Below are 20,191 nucleotides of genomic sequence, written 5' to 3' on the forward strand. Positions count from 1 at the left end.
TTTAGCAATAGCTATATAATATAGCCTGTGCTATATCTGTATGTAATGCAATCATCCCTCATGGATCGACGGGATTAGCAAGTCAGGAGGTCTTATGAATGAGTTCAAGAGGTGTATGCGCGTGTTTAGTCATTCTCCCTTTAAAGTACGGTTAATGCTGCTCTCTATGTTGTGCGATATGGTCAACAATAAACCGCAGCAAGATAAACCTTCCGATAAATAGCGGCGTCGCGGTACGCCGCTTCACTCCTGCTTTTATGCAGGCACGACGCGTTTTGGTCTGAAAAACCCCACTTTTTGTCGGATTTGCAATCCCCTTCGCAAAAGATTTGTTCGTCAGTAGTTGACCTGAACGGCGGCTCGCTCTATCTTCTTGCAGCCCTGCGTATATTGCGGCTCGCGGATGCGGACCCCTTTCCCCTCTTCACGCACTCTTGCAGGTATTGACCCTTGACGCCAGGGTAAGCACATGGCGTTTGTTACGATAGTGGCATATGAATTTAACCCTCAAAGAATCGCTTGTTACCCGTAGCCGGGTATTTAGCCCGTGGACTGCGTTCTACTTTTTACAGTCGCTATTAATTAATCTCGGCTTAGGCTATCCCTTCAGTTTTCTCTACACCGCCGCGTTTACGGCTATTTTGCTTTTGCTATGGCGGACATTGCCTCGCGTGCAAAAAGTCCTGGTTGGCGTCAGTTCGTTAGTGGCAGCCTGTTATTTCCCTTTTGCTCAGGCCTACGGCGCGCCTAACTTCAATACCTTGCTGGCCCTGCACTCCACCAATATGGAAGAGTCGACTGAAATCCTGACGATTTTTCCGTGGTACAGCTATCTGGTCGGCTTATTTATTTTTGCGCTCGGCGTGATAGCTGTCCGGCGAAAAAAAGAGAGTAAAAAAACGCGCTGGAGTAAATTCGACAGCCTGTGTCTGGTATTCAGCGTGGCGACTTTTTTTGTTGCCCCCGTGCAAAACCTGGCCTGGGGCGGCGTATTTAAATTGAAGGATACTGGCTATCCGGTATTTCGTTTCGCTAAGGATGTCATCGTCAACAATAACGAGGTGATTGAAGAGCAAGAGCGGATGGCAAAACTTTCCGGGATGAAAGATACCTGGACGGTTACTGCAGTTAAACCGAAATATCAGACCTACGTGGTGGTGATCGGTGAAAGCGCACGTCGCGACGCTCTCGGTGCCTTTGGCGGTCACTGGAACAACACCCCGTTTGCCAGCAGCGTTAACGGTCTGATCTTCGCTGACTACATTGCCGCCAGCGGCTCCACGCAAAAATCGCTTGGCTTAACGCTTAACCGCGTCGTCGATGGCAAGCCACAATTTCAGGATAACTTTGTCACCCTTGCCAACCGCGCAGGTTTTCAGACCTGGTGGTTTTCCAATCAGGGACAAATTGGTGAGTACGATACCGCCATCGCCAGCATTGCTAAACGTGCAGATGAAGTGCACTTCCTGAAAGAAGGTAATTTTGAAGCAGATAAGAACACCAAAGACGAAGCGTTACTGGACATGACCGCTCAGGTGCTGGCGCAAGAACACTCGCAACCGCAACTGATTGTTTTACATCTGATGGGCTCACATCCGCAGGCCTGCGACCGGACACAAGGCAAATACGAAACCTTTGTGCAATCGAAAGAGACGTCGTGCTATCTCTACACCATGACGCAAACGGACGATTTACTGCGCAAACTCTATGACCAGTTACGCAACAGCGGTAGCAGTTTCTCGCTGGTTTACTTTTCTGACCACGGTCTGGCCTTTAAAGAACGCGGTAAAGAAGTGCAATATCTGGCTCATGACGATAAATATCAGCAAAATTTCCAGGTGCCTTTTATGGTCATTTCCAGCGACGATAAAGCGCACCGGATAATTAAAGCCCGCCGTTCAGCCAATGACTTCTTAGGTTTTTTCTCTCAATGGACAGGGATTAAAGCGAAGGAGATCAACATCAATTACCCGTTTATCTCTGAGAAGAAAGCCGGGCCGATATACATCACTAACTTCCAGTTACAGAAGGTGGATTACAACCATCTCGGAACCGATATATTCGATCCCAAATCTTAAGATAAAAAAATCCGCCCCGAGAGGCGGATTTTTTATATCACCGAAGTGATTAGAAGCGGTAACCAACACCGGCAATCCAGGTGCCTACGTCAACGTTACGAATACGGCTCTGCTCGTAAGAGAAGTCCAGAGCAACGTTTTCGATTGGGTTGAACTGCAGACCCGCGCCGTAGGAGAAGCCGTAGTCGCTGGTGTCATGTTTGTAGATCGGGTATTCAGTGGTCTGGAATTTACCATAGCCCACACCCACTACACCGTAGATGCTTGCCCAGTCGTTAATGCGGTAAGCCGGACCAGCAGTGATGCCGTAGTACTGGGTTTTGTTGTAGTCACCAGAGCTTGCAGTGCGGCTTTTCTCGGTGTAAGTGAAAGAACCGATCACACCCAGCGGGCTGTTGTCTTCTTCATAGCGGTATTTCAGGTTGAAACCGCCCATTTTGTTCATTTTGCCCTGAGCGTCGCTCTGTGCATAACCACCAGTTACGGTAGAAGTAGCAGCTACGGAAGTACCTGCGGTGAAAGCCAGAACTGCGGCCAGTGCTGAAAGACATGCAATTTTTTTCATAACCACCTCAAATGTGATTCAAATAAGTCCTAAGTTTTAAATATATCAAAAATTAATGGGAAACTCTTCGCGATTTGTGATGTCTAACGGGCCATTTCGTGTAACAGAACGTTTCCATTCACCGCTATCCATCTAAATTTAAATCACTTTTTCTGTGAACAGCGTAAGTATTACGCATATATTCACACTCTCTCATCCAGATTATTCTTAATCAGCAAACTGATGAATCCATCAATCCTGGCGCATTTTAGCCAAAACGGGGAAAAAATTTTCAACAAATGCTCAACCAGCCACTGGTACATCCAGTACACTCCACGTTTTACCTTGCTATACAACTTTATGGGAGAAAGGATGCCAGGGTCATTACGTAAAATGCCGGTCTGGTTACCAATAGTCATATTGCTCGTTGCCATGGCGTCTATTCAGGGTGGGGCTTCATTAGCAAAATCACTTTTTCCACTGGTTGGCGCGCCTGGAGTGACTGCACTGCGCCTTGCGCTGGGAACATTGATTCTTGTCGCTTTCTTTAAACCGTGGCGGCTGCGTTTTGCCAGAGAACAACGGTTACCGCTGTTGTTTTACGGTGTATCTCTGGGTGGGATGAACTATCTCTTTTATCTCTCTATTCAGACTGTACCTCTGGGAATTGCAGTTGCGCTGGAGTTCACCGGGCCACTGGCGGTGGCACTGTTCTCCTCTCGTCGCCCGGTAGATTTCGTTTGGGTTTTGCTGGCAGTGCTCGGTCTGTGGTTCCTGCTGCCGCTGGGGCAAGATGTTTCCCATGTCGATTTAACCGGCTGTGCGCTGGCGCTCGGTGCCGGTGCTTGTTGGGCTATCTACATATTAAGTGGGCAACGTGCCGGTGCTGAACACGGCCCTGCGACGGTGGCGATCGGTTCGCTGATTGCGGCATTAATTTTCGTGCCAATCGGCGCGTTACAGGCTGGAGAGGCTCTCTGGCATTGGTCGGTTGTTCCATTAGGTTTAGCTGTCGCAATTCTCTCGACCGCTCTGCCCTACTCGCTGGAGATGATTGCCCTCACCCGTTTGCCGACGCGGACATTTGGTACGCTGATGAGCATGGAACCGGCACTGGCTGCCATTTCCGGGATGATTTTCCTCGGTGAGATGCTGACGCCAATACAGATTCTGGCGCTCGGCGCTATCATCGCGGCTTCAATGGGCTCCACGCTGACAGCACGCAAAGAGAGCAAAATAGAAGAAATAGATATTAATTAAATTTACAATTCTGCATGGTTATGCATAACCATGCAGAATATTTCGCTAATTTTCACCTGCCACATCCTTATATATCTGACTACACAAAAGCATATTTATTCCGAAAATTCCTGGTGAACAAATAAATAAGAATCGTTCTTATTTGAATATATAAGCCACTGTATTTTCGTCGGTTTTATCTTTCACGCTTGTTACCACTATTAGTGTGATAGGAACAGCCAGAATAGCGGAACACATAGCCGGTGCTATACTTAGTCTCGTTAATTACTGGGACATAACATCAAGAGGATATGAAATTATGAGTACCGCTAAATTAGTTAAATCAAAAGCGACCAATCTGCTTTATACCCGCAACGATGTCTCTGACAGCGAGAAAAAAGCGACAGTAGAGTTGCTGAATCGTCAGGTTATCCAGTTTATTGATCTTTCGTTGATTACCAAACAGGCACACTGGAATATGCGCGGCGCTAACTTCATTGCCGTACATGAAATGCTGGATGGCTTCCGTACCGCTCTGATCGATCATCTGGATACCATGGCTGAACGCGCGGTACAACTGGGCGGCGTTGCCCTTGGCACCACTCAAGTTATCAATAGCAAAACACCGCTGAAAAGCTACCCGCTGGACATCCACAACGTTCAGGATCACCTGAAAGAGCTGGCGGATCGTTATGCAATTGTCGCCAATGATGTACGTAAAGCCATCGGTGAAGCAAAAGATGATGATACTGCAGATATCCTGACCGCCGCCTCCCGCGACCTGGATAAATTCCTGTGGTTTATCGAATCTAACATCGAATAACACCGCCGCTGATGGTTCAAAACGTTAGCAGGCAATAAAAGCGGCTTCCTGAAAGGGAGCCGTTTTTTTTAATGCCCAGTCTCTACGCACTTTTTTAGTGCATCCAACTGCCCTTCCAGCCTGACAAAGTAAACTTTCTGTATCAACATCATCACACAATCGTTACATAAAGATTGTTTTTTCATCAGGATTTACGCTAAATAATCACTGTGTTGACTGCACTATTTTAGCGCACCACTTTGGCGCCCCATAATGGTGCAATCTAACGGTGTTGCCTCATAAATCGTGCAATCCGTTTTCATCGCCTCTCGAAAAATCAACGAGTTGCAAAACTGGCACGATTTTTTCATATAGGTAAATGTTACGCAGGGGATCGTCCCGTGGATAGAAAAAAGGAAATGCTATGAAGTCTGTATTAAAAGTTTCACTGGCAGCACTGACCCTGGCTTTTGCGGTTTCTTCCCATGCCGCAGATAAAAAATTAGTTGTCGCGACAGATACCGCTTTCGTTCCGTTTGAATTTAAACAGGGCGACAAATACGTGGGCTTTGATGTCGATCTGTGGGCGGCAATCGCCAAAGAACTGAAGCTGGATTACGAACTGAAACCGATGGATTTCAGCGGTATCATTCCGGCGCTGCAAACCAAAAACGTCGATCTGGCGCTGGCGGGCATCACTATCACCGACGAGCGTAAAAAAGCGATCGATTTCTCTGACGGCTACTACAAAAGCGGTCTGTTAGTGATGGTGAAAGCGAACAACAACGATGTGAAAAGCGTGAAAGATCTCGACGGTAAAGTGGTTGCTGTGAAGAGCGGCACTGGCTCCGTTGATTACGCGAAGACGAACATCAAAACCAAAGATCTGCGACAGTTCCCGAACATCGATAACGCCTATATGGAACTGGGTACTAACCGCGCAGACGCCGTCCTGCACGATACACCAAACATTCTTTACTTCATCAAAACCGCCGGTAACGGCCAGTTCAAAGCGGTGGGTGACTCTCTGGAAGCACAGCAATACGGTATTGCTTTCCCGAAAGGTAGCGACGAGCTGCGTGATAAAGTCAACGGCGCGTTGAAAACCCTGCGCGAAAACGGAACTTACAACGAAATCTACAAAAAATGGTTCGGTACAGAACCGAAATAATAACACCACGCCTGTAAAGCGCACGGACAGTCCCCTCTCCCCTCTGGGGAGAGGATTAGGGTGAGGGCACAGGCCTGCTCCAACGCCATTAATTACCCTGAATTTGATTATTTACACCACGGTAACAGGAACAACATATGCAGTTTGACTGGAGTGCCATCTGGCCTGCCATTCCGCTTCTGATTGAAGGCGCCAAAATGACCCTGTGGATTTCGATCCTCGGTCTGGCTGGCGGCCTGGTGATCGGACTGGCGGCAGGTTTTGCACGCACCTTTGGCGGTTGGATAGCCAACCACGTCGCGTTAGTCTTTATTGAAGTGATTCGCGGCACACCTATCGTCGTCCAGGTGATGTTTATCTACTTCGCCCTGCCGATGGCGTTTAACGACTTACGCATCGACCCGTTTACTGCGGCGGTGGTCACCATCATGATCAACTCCGGCGCATACATTGCGGAAATCACGCGTGGTGCAGTGCTGTCAATCCACAAAGGTTTCCGTGAAGCCGGGCTGGCACTTGGTCTTTCACGTTGGGAAACCATTCGCTACGTCATTTTACCTCTGGCACTGCGCCGTATGCTGCCGCCGCTGGGCAACCAGTGGATCATCAGCATTAAAGACACCTCGCTGTTTATTGTTATCGGCGTGGCGGAACTGACCCGTCAGGGGCAAGAAATTATTGCCGGTAACTTCCGCGCCCTTGAGATCTGGAGCGCCGTGGCGGTGTTCTATCTGATTATTACCCTGGTGCTGAGCTTTATTCTGCGTCGTCTGGAAAGAAGGATGAAAATCCTGTGATTGAATTTAAAAACGTCTCCAAGCATTTTGGCCCTACCCAGGTGCTGCACAATATCGATTTGAACATTGCCCAGGGCGAAGTGGTGGTGATTATCGGGCCGTCAGGTTCCGGTAAATCAACCCTGCTGCGCTGCATCAACAAACTGGAAGAAATTACCTCTGGCGATCTGATTGTCGATGGTCTGAAGGTTAACGATCCGAAAGTTGACGAGCGTCTGATTCGCCAGGAAGCGGGCATGGTGTTCCAGCAATTTTACCTCTTCCCGCACCTGACGGCGCTGGAAAACGTGATGTTTGGTCCGCTACGCGTGCGTGGAGCAAACAAAGAAGAGGCGGAAAAACTGGCACGTGAGCTGCTGGCGAAGGTCGGTCTGGCAGAACGCGCACATCACTACCCTTCCGAACTTTCTGGTGGTCAGCAACAGCGTGTGGCGATTGCCCGTGCGCTGGCGGTAAAACCGAAAATGATGCTGTTCGATGAACCGACTTCCGCTCTTGACCCGGAACTGCGCCATGAAGTGCTGAAGGTTATGCAGGATCTGGCAGAAGAAGGCATGACGATGGTGATTGTGACCCACGAAATCGGTTTTGCTGAGAAAGTGGCTTCACGTCTGATCTTTATTGATAAAGGCCGGATTGCGGAAGATGGCGATCCTCAGGTGTTGATCAAGAACCCGCCGAGCCAGCGTTTGCAGGAATTTTTACAGCACGTCTCTTAACTTCTCAGCCTCCCTTTCCCCTGAAAGGGAGGCACACCAGATTCCTCTCATTTCAAATCGCCCCTCCCCCAGCATCTATACTTATCTTTTTGCTCTGTTTTCTCACTGGAGGAGTCATGCGGTGGATTCTGTTCATCCTCATCTGCCTGCTGGGCGCACCTGCCCACGCGGTGTCCATACCCGGCGTTACCACCACAGCAACAACAGATTCAGGCTCTGAACCGGCTCAGGAACCGGATATCGAACAAAAAAAAGCGGCCTATGGCGCACTGGCGGACGTGCTGGATAATGACACCTCGCGCAAAGAGTTGATCGACCAGCTACGCACCGTTGCCGCCACGCCCCCCGCAGACCCCGTACCGAAAATCGTGCCGCCGACGCTGGTTGAAGAGCAAACCGTGCTGCAAAAGGTGACTGAAATCAGCCGCCATTATGGTGAAGCCCTTTCCGCCCGCTTCGGGCAACTTTACCGCAATATCACTGGCTCCCCGCATAAACCCTTTAACCCGCAAACCTTCAACAACGCGCTGACCCATTTTTCAATGCTCGCGGTGCTGGTGTTTGGTTTTTACTGGCTGATTCGCCTGTGCGCGCTGCCGCTGTATCGCAAAATGGGTCAGTGGGCGCGGCAAAAAAACCGTGAGCGCAGCAACTGGTTACAGCTTCCGGCGATGATCATCGGGGCGTTTATTATCGATTTGCTGTTGCTGGCTCTGACGTTATTTGTCGGCCAGGTACTAAGCGACAACCTCAACGCCGGTAGCAAAACCATCGCTTTTCAACAAAGCCTGTTTCTCAATGCTTTCGCTCTGATTGAATTTTTCAAAGCTGTTTTACGCCTGATTTTCTGCCCGAACGTGGCAGAGCTGCGCCCGTTCAATATTCAGGATGAAAGCGCCCGCTACTGGTGCCGCCGTCTTAGCTGGTTAAGCAGTCTGATTGGTTATGGACTGATTGTGGCAGTGCCGATTATCTCTAATCAGGTGAATGTGCAAATCGGGGCGCTGGCAAACGTGATAATCATGCTGTGCATGACCGTCTGGGCGCTGTATCTGATCTTTCGTAATAAAAAAGAGATTACCCAGCATTTGCTCAACTTCGCGGAGCACTCGCTGGCATTCTTCAGCCTGTTTATCCGCGCCTTTGCGCTGGTGTGGCACTGGCTGGCAAGCGCCTATTTTATTGTGCTGTTTTTCTTTTCGTTGTTTGATCCGGGAAACAGCCTGAAATTTATGATGGGCGCAACGGTGCGCAGTCTGGCGATTATTGGTATCGCGGCGTTTGTTTCCGGTATGTTTTCCCGCTGGCTGGCGAAGACCATCACTCTCTCGCCACATACTCAGCGTAACTATCCGGAGCTGCAAAAACGGCTGAACGGCTGGCTATCAGCAGCACTGAAAACGGCACGTATTCTGACGGTGTGCGTGGCGGTAATGTTGCTGCTCAGCGCCTGGGGGCTGTTCGATTTCTGGAACTGGCTGCAAAACGGCGCGGGACAGAAAACCGTGGATATCCTGATCCGTATCGCACTCATCCTTTTCTTCTCGGCGGTTGGCTGGACGGTGCTCGCCAGTTTGATCGAAAACCGGCTGGCTTCGGATATTCACGGTCGCCCGCTGCCTAGCGCCCGCACGCGTACCCTGCTGACACTGTTTCGCAACGCGCTGGCGGTGATTATCAGTACCATCACCATCATGATTGTGTTGTCGGAAATCGGCGTCAATATCGCGCCGCTGCTGGCAGGTGCCGGGGCATTAGGTCTGGCTATCTCGTTTGGTTCGCAAACGCTGGTGAAAGATATTATTACCGGCGTGTTCATTCAGTTTGAAAACGGTATGAACACTGGAGATTTGGTTACCATCGGGCCGTTGACCGGCACGGTGGAACGGATGTCGATTCGCTCCGTGGGCGTGCGTCAGGATACCGGTGCGTATCACATCATTCCGTGGTCTTCGATAACCACCTTTGCTAACTTCGTCCGTGGCATTGGTTCGGTGGTAGCAAACTATGATGTCGATCGGCATGAGGATGCCGATAAAGCCAATCAGGCGCTGAAGGATGCCGTAGCGGCGGTGATGGAAAATGAAGAAATTCGCGGGCTGATTATTGGTGAACCGAACTTTGCCGGTATTGTCGGCTTAAGCAATACCGCGTTTACGCTGCGTGTTTCGTTTACCACGCTGCCGCTCAAACAGTGGACGGTGAGATTTGCCCTCGACAGCCAGGTGAAAAAACATTTCGACCAGGCTGGTGTTCGTGCGCCGGTGCAAACTTATCAGGTGCTGCCGGGAACGCCCCCGGTAGCACCACTGCCATCGGGGGAGCCTACGCTTTAACGCTGGCGATTGACAAAACGACGGCGCTGTTCGTCGTTCATAAAGGTCCAGGCAATAAAGCGACTCTGTTTTTGCCCCTGGGCCATCTCTTTTTTGGCCACTTTCACCGCGCCAACATCCGTCAGAGCACGATACAACGGCGGTAAGTTTTCGCCACGAGATACCAGCGAGGTAAACCACATCACCTGCTTCGCGAAGCCTTTACTCTCTTCAATCATCTTTTTGATAAAGGCCACTTCGCCGCCTTCACACCACAACTCCTGTTGCTGACCGCCAAAGTTCAGCGCGTTATCTCTGTCCAGCCCCAGGTTACGCCGTTTGCGCTCGCTGCCAGCACGCGCTGCTGCTGCGGAGTCATGGAACGGTGGGTTGCACAAGGTTGCGTCGTATTGCTCGTTTTTGTGGATGATGCCGTTAAAAATGGCGCCGGTATCCTTTTGCCGACGCAGGCGGATAGCGCGGTTAAGACCCGGATTGGCGCTGATGATCGCCTGCGCGCTGCTTAATGCCTGGCTGTTAGTTTCTGTACCAGTAAAACGCCAGCCATATTCATGCACACCAATCAGCGGATAAATACAATTTGCACCAACACCGATATCCAGAATGCTGGCATTGGCTGGAATTGTTCCGCTTGCCTCAGCCAGTAAATCAGCAAGATGATGAATATAATCTGCCCGACCCGGCACCGGTGGGCAGAGAAAACCGTCAGGGATATCCCAGCTCGCCACAGCATAAAAATGTGCCAACAGCGCCTTGTTGAGCGCCTTCACTGCCAGCGGATTGGCGAAGTCAACGCTTTGCTCACCGGCAGGGGTAAGCGTAAGGAATTGAGCCAGTTCAGGATTCACCTGACAAAGCGTGACGAGATCGTAGCGACTGTGATGACGATTGCGCGGGTGTAACCCCGGTTTCTGGGCGGACATAGCATTCTCCTTTAAGCAGCGGCGTAAGATACCCGCATAACGCAGCAGGGTAAATATCTGGCTGCGTTTAACATGCTTCAAAACCTTAACCCGACTGCATTTTTCATCAATTCATCATAAAAATCAGCACGCTGCATGTCATTGATTTGTCTTGTTTTGTAAAAATATATTGTTCAAAAAATAAGCGCATGTCTGTCAATTTTTTGCGTCATTTTCATCACACAGGAGACCTACACTTATCAGGCACTACTCGTTGTATTTATGAGGATGTCATTATGAAAAAGTGCCTCGCACTACTGATTGCCACCGTCCTGAGCGGAATCACCTTCACGGCTTATGCCGCGCAGCCACTGAGTAGCCAGGACAGCGGTCAACTACGACCAGCCGGAACCGTTTCGGCGACCGGCGCATCTAACCTAAGCGATCTGGAGGATAAACTGGCAGAAAAAGCGCGCGAACAAGGCGCGAAAGGTTATGTCATTAATTCCGCAGGCGGAAATGACCAGATGTTCGGTACTGCAACCATCTACAAATAACCCCACCAACGTAACTGCATTCGCCTCTGGATGCAGTTTTCGCCCATTTTGTAACCAAAAAACATCAAATATGAACATAATGTAAATAAATGTATTTCTTTTTCGCGCAATGGGTGATAGAAAATCGCGCCAAGTGATAATGCTTATCAAAATTATTATCACTTGCACGATCGCTTTTACGGGATTAACAGTGGCATCGCATCCGCAGAGATGCTTTCTCGTGACAGTGAAAATTTTAACATATAAGAAAAAGTCACCTGCAAAATGGAAAACAATCGCAATTTCCCAGCCAGACAATTTCATTCGCTCACGTTCTTTGCCGGTCTTTGTATCGGTATCACGCCTGTGGCACAGGCACTGGCCACCGAAGGGCAAACTAACGCGGATGACACGCTGGTTGTCGAAGCATCAACGCCTTCGCTTTATGCACCACAACAATCTGCCGACCCGAAATTCTCGCGTCCGGTAGCGGATACAACCCGCACGATGACGGTGATTTCGGAACAAGTGATTAAAGATCAGGGCGCAACCAACCTTACCGACGCGCTTAAAAACGTCCCCGGCGTGGGTGCGTTTTTTGCTGGTGAGAACGGTAACTCCACCACTGGTGACGCCATTTATATGCGCGGCGCCGATACCTCTAACAGCATTTATATTGATGGCATTCGCGATATTGGCAGCGTCTCGCGCGACACCTTCAATACCGAACAGGTCGAAGTGATTAAAGGCCCATCCGGCACCGACTACGGGCGTAGTGCGCCGACGGGTTCGATCAATATGATCAGCAAACAACCGCGCAATGATTCAGGTATTGACGCCTCCGCCAGTATTGGTAGCGCCTGGTTCCGTCGCGGCACGCTGGATGTTAATCAGGTCATTGGCGATACCACAGCTGTACGTCTGAATATGATGGGCGAAAAAACGCACGATGCCGGGCGCGATAAAGTCAAAAACGAGCGTTACGGCGTCGCCCCTTCCGTGACATTTGGTCTCGGTACGTCGAATCGTTTGTATCTCAACTATTTACACGTTACCCAGCACAATACGCCAGACGGCGGCATTCCGACCATTGGTTTACCGGGCTATTCCGCACCTTCTGCGGGTACGGCGGCGCTGAATCATTCCGGAAAAGTTGATACGCATAACTTTTATGGTACGGATTCCGATTACGACGATTCGACCACCGATACTGCCACCATGCGTTTTGAGCACGACATCAGCGATAACACAACTATTCGCAATACTACGCGTTGGTCGCGCGTGAAGCAGGATTACCTGATGACGGCAATTATGGGCGGGGCGTCGAATATTACCCAGCCCACCAGCGATGTGAATAGCTGGACGTGGTCACGCACTGCGAATACCAAAGATGTGAGTAATAAAATTCTCACCAACCAGACCAACCTGACCTCGACGTTCTATACCGGCTCTATCGGTCATGATATCAGTACCGGCGTGGAATTTACCCGCGAAACGCAAACCAACTACGGCGTTAATCCGGTGACGTTACCGGCGGTGAATATTTATCATCCTGACAGCAGCATTCATCCCGGTGGCCTGACGCGCAACGGCGCAAATGCCAATGGTCAGACGGATACCTTTGCAATTTATGCCTTCGATACGCTGCAAATCACCCGTGATTTTGAGCTGAACGGCGGAATTCGGCTGGACAATTATCATACTGAATACGACAGTGCTACCGCCTGCGGCGGCAGTGGACGCGGCGCAGTTACCTGCCCTACTGGCGTGGCGAAAGGTTCTCCGGTCACCACTGTCGACACCGCTAAATCTGGCAATCTGGTGAACTGGAAAGCCGGGGCGCTGTACCACCTGACAGACAATGGCAATGTCTACGTGAACTATGCCGTTTCCCAACAACCACCAGGTGGCAGTAATTTCGCCCTTGCGCAATCTGGCAGCGGTAACAGTGCCAGCCGTACCGACTTTAAACCGCAAAAAGCCAAAACCAGTGAGATTGGCACCAAATGGCAGGTGCTGGATAAACGCCTGCTACTCACTGCCGCGCTGTTCCGTACTGATATCGAAAATGAAGTTGAGCAAAATGATGACGGGACTTACTCACAATACGGTAAGAAACGCGTCGAAGGCTATGAGATTTCCGTTGCCGGGAATATCACTCCGGCCTGGCAAGTGATTGGCGGTTACACCCAGCAAAAAGCGACTATCAAAAACGGCGCTGACGTTGCTCAGGATGGTTCCTCATCACTGCCGTATACGCCGGAACACGCCTTTACCCTATGGAGCCAATATCAGGCAACCGATGATATCTCCGTTGGTGCAGGCGCTCGCTATATCGGCAGTATGCGTAAAGGTTCAGACGGCGCGGTGGGAACGCCAGCGTTTACCGAAGGTTATTGGGTCGCCGATGCCAAACTGGGTTATCGGGTTAATCGCAATCTCGACTTCCAGTTAAATGTCTACAACCTGTTCGATACCGATTACGTCGCCTCAATCAACAAGAGCGGCTACCGTTATCACCCGGGTGAGCCAAGAACTTTCCTGCTCACCGCCAATATGCATTTCTGATTCAGATGTGGGGTGCAGGGCGCACTAAGATTGATGGCGAGAACAGAACTGCCTGATGCGCTACGCTTATCAGGCCTGCGAAATTCGTGCAATGCATTGAATTCACATCATTTTGTAGGCCGGACAAGGCGTTCACGCCGCATCCGGCATGAGTTAAGTGCACTCTATCAACAATCGGTGTGATGCTCAGCCCCACTTTTTGGAGAACCTATATGATGTACCACATTCCCGGTGTGTTATCGCCACAGGACGTCGCCCGGTTTCGTGCCCAACTGGAACAAGCCGAATGGATTGATGGACGTGTCACCACCGGCGCACAAGGCGCGCAGGTCAAGAATAATCAACAGGTAGACACCCGCAGCGCGTTATATGCCGCATTACAAAATGAAGTGCTGAACGCGGTTAACCAACATGCACTGTTCTTTGCCGCTGCCTTGCCGCGTACCATTTCCACGCCGCTGTTTAATCGCTATCAGAATAATGAAACCTATGGTTTTCATGTGGATGGCGCGGTACGCAGTCATCCGCAAAACGGCTGGATGCGCACCGATCTTTCCGCCACGCTGTTTTTGAGCGATCCACAAAGTTACGAAGGCGGCGAACTGGTCGTCAATGACACCTTCGGGCAACATCGGGTAAAACTTCCGGCAGGCGATCTGGTGTTGTATCCCTCCAGCAGCCTGCACTGTGTAACCCCCGTAACGCACGGCGTGCGGGTGGCGTCATTTATGTGGATACAATCAATGATCCGCGACGATAAAAAGCGCGCCATGCTGTTCGAGCTGGACAACAATATTCAGTCACTCAAAAACCGCTACGGTGAAGGAGAAGAGATCCTGTCGCTACTCAATCTTTATCATAATCTGCTGCGGGAATGGTCGGAGATCTGACGCTTGAACTGCCCAGGTTCGCCCCTATATTAGCTACACTTAACTGTACAAGCATTGATATGGGGAGGACGATATGGCATCCGGTTGGGCTAACGATGACGCCGTCAACGAACAGATCAACAGTACAATTGAAGATGCGATTGCCCGCGCCAGGGGTGAAATTCCGCGTGGTGAAAGCCTGTATGAATGTGAAGAGTGCGGCGCCCCCATCCCGCAGGCTCGTCGGGAAGCCATTCCTGGCGTGCGCTTATGCATTCACTGTCAGCAGGAGAAAGATTTACAAAAACCGGATTATACAGGATATAATCGCAGAGGTTCGAAAGACAGCCAGTTACGTTAACTGCAACTAGCATGATGTGTAGATAGTATGATTTGCGTTTTTCGTGGCATTCCGTGCCTTTAACGCAGCCGTAACTGCCACATGTTACAAAATTGGTTCATACATACGATAAATGAATGGATTATCAACATGTTAGATATCAATCAATTTATTTGAACAAGGCGGTCAATTCTCTTCGATTTTATCTCTCGTAAAAAAACGTGATACTCATCACATCGACGAAACAACGTCACTTAAACAAAAATCACCTGCGAGAGATTAATTATGAAAACTATCAATACTGTTGTTGCTGCTATGGCTCTTTCAACTCTGTCATTTGGCGTGTTCGCGGCGGAGCCGGTCACGGCATCCCAGGCACAAAGCATGAATAAAATTGGCGTAGTTTCTGCCGATGGCGCATCCACCCTCGATGCCCTGGAAGCGAAACTGGCTGAAAAAGCGGCGGCGGCTGGCGCCAGTGGATACAGCATCACATCCGCCACCAACAACAATAAATTAAGCGGCACAGCGGTTATCTATAAGTAATTCGCAGACCGGATAAAGCGTTTACGCCGCATCCGGCAAGAAGCTATCAGGTTCTGAATTTCCCTGTCTGTTTGCCGACAGACGCATGTGCTCCAACCCTCATTGATCCTATGTTACCCTTGTTTGCCCGTCCGTCACTGGACGGGCTTTTTTTAGCTGGCTGACTGCTGGCTGAAAGCCTGCAACGTCTCTTCTGATATACCAATCTGCCGCGCGGCGTCACAAATTGCCTGCCAGCTCCCGGCATCCAGTGGAATCCCCATCTCCTGCCGTTCACGGCGCATATTCACTTCCCACTCTCCCGGCAGCAAAATCGGTTTATCGTCATCATGCGGCGAGGCTTTCACCCACTCGGCAAAGGCTTCGGACTGCGCTGCACAATCTGGCGCACCGAACAGCTCCGGGTTAATGATAATGCTCGTCATGCAGTTAAAACCGGCATCCGGGCTGTGCTGCAATGTTTCCTGATAAGTGGTTTTACCACCAGAAAGCGCACCACCGAGAATTTCGCACATCACCGCCAGGGCGTAACCTTTATGTTCAGCAAAAGCCAACAACGCTCCTAACGGTGACTCCAGCATTACTGCCGGATCGGTCGTTGGCACACCGTTAACGTCGATCAGGCAACCAGGTGGTACGGGCACGCCTTTATGCCAGGCCACACGCGCTTTACCAAACGCAATGGTGCTGGTGGCGTAATCGAGCAACAGCGGGAAGTCATCTTTACGTGGGAAAACAACGCAAAACGGATTGGTGCCAAAGCGACTGTCACGACCACGGAACGGCGCAACAGCCTTGCTCCCTACCACACTGACAAAGTGGATAGAGACAAACCCCGCCGCCGCGCACTGTTCCGCCCAATAACCAATGCGCCCGATATGATGTGAGTTACGCAGCGCCACGGCAGCAATACCGTGGTGACGTGCTTTTTCAATCCCCAGAGTCATGGCCTCATATGCAGCTACCTGACCACATGCGCGATCGCCATCAAGCGTGACCACAACCCCCGCATCTTTGACAATTTTGGCGTGATGGTTGATCTGCAAATAGCCCTGCTGCCAGGAACGCACATAATTCGGGATCATGCCAATACCATGTGAATCATGCCCTGCCAGATTTGCTGCGATTAAATGATCTGCTACTAATTTTGCTTCCTGTTCCTCGCTACCCATCTGACGAAACACAGTCAGGACAAAGTTGTGCAGCGTCCGGGCATGAAAGCGATGACCACTTTCCATGGTTAACTCCTGTTTATGTTATATGCCTGTTGTTTTTTTATGCTGCGCGCCGCACACGGGAAGGTCAATAAAGATGCTGCACTTTCATGGTGCAGTGGAGTAAAGACCGGATGACACTCATCATCCGGCTGAGGAAGAAATTAAAATGATTGCTTAATGCGCGCCAGACCATCGCTAATGGTTGCCACTTCGCCCGCCGCCGCCAGACAGCAAGCCATCTGGATGTTCAATGACTCGGGAATTGGTTCGCTGCCAGCCAGGCAACGTTCAATCCACTTCGCCGTGGTTTCCGGGTCTTTTGCTTGTGGCAGTAGCTCGTTGCCAGCAGTGTCCTGTTTTTCATACAGCACCCGCATCCCTTCGCGGTCAATAAGATTTATTTGCGGGCAGCGTTGCGGATTAGCATAGACTTCGCCTTCAGTGCCGTGCATTAACAGCGCCCGTCCGCCGATATCGCGAAAGAACTTCGCGACTCGCCCGATGTATTCCGGATGCGAGACGCTGGAAAGACGCAGTGCCTCACCTTCGGCAAACGGTGTCGCCAGTTTCGCCAGGGTATGCGCACTGTTGCGCACGCCCATCCGCCAGCGCATCGCCAGTTGTTTTTCCAGCGGCGGGCAAAACGCGCCTACGGGCATAAATACCGGCTGGTGCTCGTCAAGCTTCGCCTGTGCTTGTCCGGCATGTAGCGTTGGCGCAATCCCCATCAGTTGAAAAATGGTTTCGGTCAGCACGCGAGTCGGATCTTCACTAACGCCGTGAACGACCACCGGAAAACCGAGTTTATGCAGCAGAATCGCCAGCAACGGTGTCAGGTTGGCCTGTTTACGCGCGCCGTTGTAACTGGGGATGACAATCGGCATCGGCTTGCCGACGGGGGGCGTCAGCTTGATGGTGTGATTTTGCATGGCTTCGTAAAAGCCGAGCATCTCTGCTTCCCCTTCCCCTTTGATACGCAGTGCAATCAATATGCCACCCAACTCAAGGTCAGGCACTTCGCCATTGAGCATATGGGCATACAGACCGCGCGCCGTATCCTGGTCCAGATCGCGTGCGTGGTTTTTCCCGCGCCCGATCTCTTTAATGATTTTGCGATAGTCCATTTACGACTCCTTACCTGACTCACATCATTAACGCCGCCGACGGCGTGGGGATTTCGCTTTTTCTTTCTTTTTAACTATACCTTCAGGGACTTCCGGTTGCTCTATTGGAAATACCGGTAATGCATCCAGTAGTCGCTTGCCATAATTTTTGGTCAACAAGCGTTTGTCGTAGATAACCACTTCGCCCCAGCAACTGTGGCTTCGAATAAGACGCCCAACTTGCTGAATCAGATTAAACGAAGCACTCGGCAGGCTTTGCACCTCAAACGGGTAGCGATTAAGACTTTTTAGCCATTCGCCTTCGGTGATCACCACCGGACTGTCGATAGGCGGAAAGGCGATTTTATGGATATGCACCTGGCTGAGCAGATCGCCTTTCAGATCAAGGCCTTCGGCGAATGACTGTAAGCCCACCAGCACGCTGCGCTCACCGTTAGCGACGCGTTTGCGATGCAGTTCAACTAAGCGGTAGCGCGGCTGATCGCCCTGCACTAACAGCATCAGACGTAAATCCGTCACATAGTCGAGAAACCGCTGCATCGCCCGTCCGCTGGCAAACAGCACCAACATGCCGAGATGCTTTTTGCTCTCCACCTGCTCACGGAAAAAGGCCGCCATTTCAGCAATGTGCTGCTCTTCGCTGTCGATGGAAGGCTCAAAGCGCATCCGGGGAATAACAATTTTGCCCTGCTCGCAGTGGTTGAACGGTGAATCCAGCGCCACAAAGCGGTCGCCTGCTTTCTCTTTCAGCCCGCTCATCTCCTGCAAACGCGAAAAACTGTTCAGCGAACGCAAGGTCGCGGAAGTGACAATAATGTGCGGAATGCTGCGCCACAGCAGCCTTTCCAGCTGATCGCTGACGCGGATCCCCACGCAGTGAAACCAGAGATGTAGCTGCCCGTCACGCTCTTCCCGCGTCGCCCATTTGGTCACTGGCGCACCGGAAGATTGCGCCAGCGAGGCCAGCCGCCAGAGTTTGCTTTGCGCCTCAAACATCCCCAGCGCGCGGTTCATCTGCAAAATCAACCGATGCAGACGCACAATATCGTGGCTGCCGGTTTTCTCGCTTAAATCGTTGAGGAACAGTTCTGCCAGGCCACGCAACATCTCGGTCAGTTTCGCCAGCCGCTGGCAGATCTCCAGCACTTCATCAGGCAGTTCGCCCATCGCAAACCGGTGCTCAGCCTCCTGCCCGGCAGGCATATAGAGATTGAGAATGTTGTTTAAAGAGGCGATAAGCTCATACAACTCTTCACAATGCGCATTCAAACGTTCAGGGATTGCCAGCGGTGGGATCGTCTTCGGGCGAAACTGCTCCATGCAGGTGGCGACCAGTTTCGTGAACAAGTCCAGTTGGAGCCGATACCAGGGCGCGGTGATTTCGGCGCTCATCTCCAGCGCATCCCGCGCCACGTCCGGCAGGTGATGCCCTTCATCCAGCACCAGCAGCAAGTTTTTCGGGTCTGGCAATACAGCTTCGCTTTCCATCGCCGCCATAACCAGCGCATGGTTTGCCACCACCACTTCTGCTTCCTGAATCTCCCGACGGGCAACAAAAAACGGGCATTCGCGGTAGTAGTAACAGTTGCGGTTGAGGCAGCTGGCTTTGTCGGTACTCAGCCGTCGCCAGAGATCGTCATCAATAGCAATATCCGTATGATCGCGCAGGCCATCCCATTTATAAGTGTCGAGATCGCCCTTCAGCTTTGCACAGCGTTTTTGCTCTTCCTGATTATTAGGCGTCAGTTCGTCGTCAAGAAAAGCGAGCAGATCCTGTTGCGTGGGTTCAGTGCTGGCAAGCGCCGTCAGGTTACGCGGGCAAACGTAGCGCCCACGCCCGAAAGCGGCGGTGAATTTAAGATCGGGAATGATCTTTTTCAACAAAGGTAAATCTTTGCTGTAGATCTGATCCTGCAATGCCACGTTGGCGGTACTGACCACCAGCGTTTTTTGCTCTTCGCGGGCAATCGCAATGCCGGGGATCAAATAGGAGAGCGTTTTCCCAACGCCGGTGGGCGCTTCAATCGCCAGATGCCGCCCTTCTTCTCCGGCCAGCGTTTTGGCGACGTCCGCAATCATCTGCCGCTGCGGCGCACGGGGAATAAAGTCGGGGATCTGTTCCTGAAGCGCCTTATACCAGGCGGCAATTTGCGCTTTAAGCGCGGCGGTTAATGCCATGAGAAAACCTGAAATACTGTATAAACAGCCAATATTGTGGCATTTTTCGGTTTTCAGGGGTAATGGTTTTTCTGTTTCTGGAAAGCGGCTCGCAAAGACGTTTTCCGGATGTGGGGATTTCCCGCATCGGGAGAAACATCATTGTCCCCCCTCGCCCTTTTAGGGAGAGGGTCGGGGTGAGGGTAAATAATCACGCCAGTGCGGGTTTGTTCCCCTCACCCTAAC

Annotated in this window: 19 protein-coding genes; 13 read left to right on the forward strand and 6 right to left on the reverse strand. The window is 51.0% G+C overall.

What is annotated here, in order from left to right; all coding sequences use genetic code 11:
- Window positions 1-94 precede the first annotated feature (94 nt).
- Window positions 95-223, forward strand: coding sequence for a manganase accumulation protein MntS (gene mntS, locus BEG40_RS08445; RefSeq protein ID WP_001001761.1), 129 nt, complete (start codon window positions 95-97; stop codon window positions 221-223).
- A gap of 271 nt (window positions 224-494) precedes the next feature.
- Entirely contained in the window at window positions 495-2,078 is a 1,584-nt protein-coding gene (gene opgE / locus BEG40_RS08450) for a phosphoethanolamine transferase (RefSeq protein WP_105285227.1), read from the forward strand.
- Between the two features lie 49 nt (window positions 2,079-2,127).
- On the opposite strand, the gene ompX is transcribed toward opgE, so the two are convergent.
- Together ompX and BEG40_RS21725 are read right to left on the reverse strand one after the other, a co-directional pair.
- The gene (gene ompX / locus BEG40_RS08455; protein ID WP_010351215.1) at window positions 2,128-2,643 is read right to left on the reverse strand and encodes an outer membrane protein OmpX; all 516 of its coding nucleotides are present in this window, start codon (window positions 2,641-2,643) and stop codon (window positions 2,128-2,130) included.
- A 52-nt stretch (window positions 2,644-2,695) separates the two neighbouring features.
- Window positions 2,696-2,761 (reverse strand): hypothetical protein, encoded by a 66-nt coding sequence (locus BEG40_RS21725; RefSeq protein WP_123056750.1) that lies wholly within the window; start codon window positions 2,759-2,761, stop codon window positions 2,696-2,698.
- A 233-nt stretch (window positions 2,762-2,994) separates the two neighbouring features.
- On the opposite strand from BEG40_RS21725, the gene rhtA reads away from it, so the two are divergent.
- From rhtA to ybiO, 6 genes are all read left to right on the forward strand, one after another.
- Window positions 2,995-3,882 carry a threonine/homoserine exporter RhtA gene (gene rhtA, locus BEG40_RS08460; protein WP_010351217.1) on the forward strand — a complete coding sequence of 296 codons (888 nt, stop codon included), beginning with the start codon at window positions 2,995-2,997 and terminating at the stop codon, window positions 3,880-3,882.
- A 298-nt stretch (window positions 3,883-4,180) separates the two neighbouring features.
- Window positions 4,181-4,684 carry a DNA starvation/stationary phase protection protein Dps gene (dps, locus tag BEG40_RS08465; RefSeq protein ID WP_000100800.1) on the forward strand — a complete coding sequence of 168 codons (504 nt, stop codon included), beginning with the start codon at window positions 4,181-4,183 and terminating at the stop codon, window positions 4,682-4,684.
- A 403-nt stretch (window positions 4,685-5,087) separates the two neighbouring features.
- Window positions 5,088-5,834, forward strand: a complete 747-nt coding sequence (gene glnH / locus BEG40_RS08475; RefSeq protein WP_000843874.1) for a glutamine ABC transporter substrate-binding protein GlnH — start codon at window positions 5,088-5,090, stop codon at window positions 5,832-5,834.
- Between the two features lie 137 nt (window positions 5,835-5,971).
- A complete protein-coding gene (glnP, locus tag BEG40_RS08480; protein ID WP_001159053.1) occupies window positions 5,972-6,631 on the forward strand; it encodes a glutamine ABC transporter permease GlnP in 660 nt (219 codons plus the stop codon).
- Window positions 6,628-7,350 (forward strand): glutamine ABC transporter ATP-binding protein GlnQ, encoded by a 723-nt coding sequence (glnQ, locus tag BEG40_RS08485; protein WP_000569080.1) that lies wholly within the window; start codon window positions 6,628-6,630, stop codon window positions 7,348-7,350. The genes glnP and glnQ overlap by 4 nt, the downstream gene beginning before the upstream one ends.
- A 116-nt stretch (window positions 7,351-7,466) precedes the next feature.
- Window positions 7,467-9,686 carry a mechanosensitive channel protein gene (gene ybiO / locus BEG40_RS08490; protein WP_105285228.1) on the forward strand — a complete coding sequence of 740 codons (2,220 nt, stop codon included), beginning with the start codon at window positions 7,467-7,469 and terminating at the stop codon, window positions 9,684-9,686.
- Here the strand turns inward: ybiO and rlmF are convergent.
- Window positions 9,683-10,609, reverse strand: a complete 927-nt coding sequence (rlmF, locus tag BEG40_RS08495; protein WP_198600205.1) for a 23S rRNA (adenine(1618)-N(6))-methyltransferase RlmF — start codon at window positions 10,607-10,609, stop codon at window positions 9,683-9,685. The genes ybiO and rlmF overlap by 4 nt on opposite strands.
- A 275-nt stretch (window positions 10,610-10,884) precedes the next feature.
- Here rlmF and mcbA point away from each other — a divergent pair, with 275 nt between their 5' ends.
- The 5 genes from mcbA to ybiJ all read left to right on the forward strand — a co-directional run bounded on the left by mcbA (window position 10,885) and on the right by ybiJ (window position 15,447).
- Window positions 10,885-11,145 (forward strand): DUF1471 family periplasmic protein McbA, encoded by a 261-nt coding sequence (gene mcbA / locus BEG40_RS21730; protein WP_010351222.1) that lies wholly within the window; start codon window positions 10,885-10,887, stop codon window positions 11,143-11,145.
- Window positions 11,146-11,409: 264 nt separating this feature from the next.
- Window positions 11,410-13,692: a catecholate siderophore receptor Fiu gene (locus BEG40_RS08505; protein WP_105285231.1), complete on the forward strand. Its 2,283-nt coding sequence runs from the start codon at window positions 11,410-11,412 to the stop codon at window positions 13,690-13,692.
- A gap of 212 nt (window positions 13,693-13,904) precedes the next feature.
- Entirely contained in the window at window positions 13,905-14,582 is a 678-nt protein-coding gene (gene ybiX / locus BEG40_RS08510) for a PKHD-type hydroxylase YbiX (protein WP_000990156.1), read from the forward strand.
- 73 nt (window positions 14,583-14,655) lie between these two features.
- Window positions 14,656-14,922: a C4-type zinc finger protein YbiI gene (gene ybiI, locus BEG40_RS08515; RefSeq protein ID WP_000146361.1), complete on the forward strand. Its 267-nt coding sequence runs from the start codon at window positions 14,656-14,658 to the stop codon at window positions 14,920-14,922.
- 264 nt (window positions 14,923-15,186) lie between these two features.
- Window positions 15,187-15,447: a DUF1471 family protein YbiJ gene (ybiJ, locus tag BEG40_RS08520; RefSeq protein WP_000849307.1), complete on the forward strand. Its 261-nt coding sequence runs from the start codon at window positions 15,187-15,189 to the stop codon at window positions 15,445-15,447.
- 152 nt (window positions 15,448-15,599) lie between these two features.
- Here ybiJ and BEG40_RS08525 read toward each other — a convergent pair whose 3' ends face one another.
- The 3 genes from BEG40_RS08525 to dinG form a co-directional block, all read right to left on the reverse strand.
- Window positions 15,600-16,685: a malate/lactate/ureidoglycolate dehydrogenase gene (locus BEG40_RS08525; RefSeq protein WP_105285232.1), complete on the reverse strand. Its 1,086-nt coding sequence runs from the start codon at window positions 16,683-16,685 to the stop codon at window positions 15,600-15,602.
- Between the two features lie 140 nt (window positions 16,686-16,825).
- On the reverse strand, window positions 16,826-17,788 hold the full coding sequence (ybiB, locus tag BEG40_RS08530) for a DNA-binding protein YbiB (RefSeq protein ID WP_000386503.1): 963 nt from the start codon (window positions 17,786-17,788) through the stop codon (window positions 16,826-16,828).
- Between the two features lie 27 nt (window positions 17,789-17,815).
- Window positions 17,816-19,966, reverse strand: a complete 2,151-nt coding sequence (dinG, locus tag BEG40_RS08535; RefSeq protein ID WP_105285233.1) for an ATP-dependent DNA helicase DinG — start codon at window positions 19,964-19,966, stop codon at window positions 17,816-17,818.
- Between the last annotated feature and the right edge of the window lie 225 nt (window positions 19,967-20,191).

It is taken from the genome of Escherichia sp. MOD1-EC5495, assembly GCF_002965965.1.
GTDB lineage: Bacteria > Pseudomonadota > Gammaproteobacteria > Enterobacterales > Enterobacteriaceae > Escherichia > Escherichia ruysiae.

Bases quoted from the DNA above. Each gene is read 5' to 3' on its own strand.
- ybiI (WP_000146361.1), top strand. From the start codon at position 14,656: ATGGCATCCGGTTGGGCTAACGATGACGCCGTCAACGAACAGATCAAC.
- ybiB (WP_000386503.1), bottom strand. From the start codon at position 17,788: ATGGACTATCGCAAAATCATTAAAGAGATCGGGCGCGGGAAAAACCAC.
- mcbA (WP_010351222.1), top strand. From the start codon at position 10,885: ATGAAAAAGTGCCTCGCACTACTGATTGCCACCGTCCTGAGCGGAATC.
- glnP (WP_001159053.1), top strand. From the start codon at position 5,972: ATGCAGTTTGACTGGAGTGCCATCTGGCCTGCCATTCCGCTTCTGATT.
- rlmF (WP_198600205.1), bottom strand. From the start codon at position 10,609: ATGTCCGCCCAGAAACCGGGGTTACACCCGCGCAATCGTCATCACAGT.
- ybiJ (WP_000849307.1), top strand. From the start codon at position 15,187: ATGAAAACTATCAATACTGTTGTTGCTGCTATGGCTCTTTCAACTCTG.
- ybiO (WP_105285228.1), top strand. From the start codon at position 7,467: ATGCGGTGGATTCTGTTCATCCTCATCTGCCTGCTGGGCGCACCTGCC.
- ybiX (WP_000990156.1), top strand. From the start codon at position 13,905: ATGATGTACCACATTCCCGGTGTGTTATCGCCACAGGACGTCGCCCGG.
- BEG40_RS08505 (WP_105285231.1), top strand. From the start codon at position 11,410: ATGGAAAACAATCGCAATTTCCCAGCCAGACAATTTCATTCGCTCACG.
- glnH (WP_000843874.1), top strand. From the start codon at position 5,088: ATGAAGTCTGTATTAAAAGTTTCACTGGCAGCACTGACCCTGGCTTTT.
- BEG40_RS08525 (WP_105285232.1), bottom strand. From the start codon at position 16,685: ATGGAAAGTGGTCATCGCTTTCATGCCCGGACGCTGCACAACTTTGTC.
- dps (WP_000100800.1), top strand. From the start codon at position 4,181: ATGAGTACCGCTAAATTAGTTAAATCAAAAGCGACCAATCTGCTTTAT.
- opgE (WP_105285227.1), top strand. From the start codon at position 495: ATGAATTTAACCCTCAAAGAATCGCTTGTTACCCGTAGCCGGGTATTT.
- dinG (WP_105285233.1), bottom strand. From the start codon at position 19,966: ATGGCATTAACCGCCGCGCTTAAAGCGCAAATTGCCGCCTGGTATAAG.
- ompX (WP_010351215.1), bottom strand. From the start codon at position 2,643: ATGAAAAAAATTGCATGTCTTTCAGCACTGGCCGCAGTTCTGGCTTTC.
- mntS (WP_001001761.1), top strand. From the start codon at position 95: ATGAATGAGTTCAAGAGGTGTATGCGCGTGTTTAGTCATTCTCCCTTT.
- rhtA (WP_010351217.1), top strand. From the start codon at position 2,995: ATGCCAGGGTCATTACGTAAAATGCCGGTCTGGTTACCAATAGTCATA.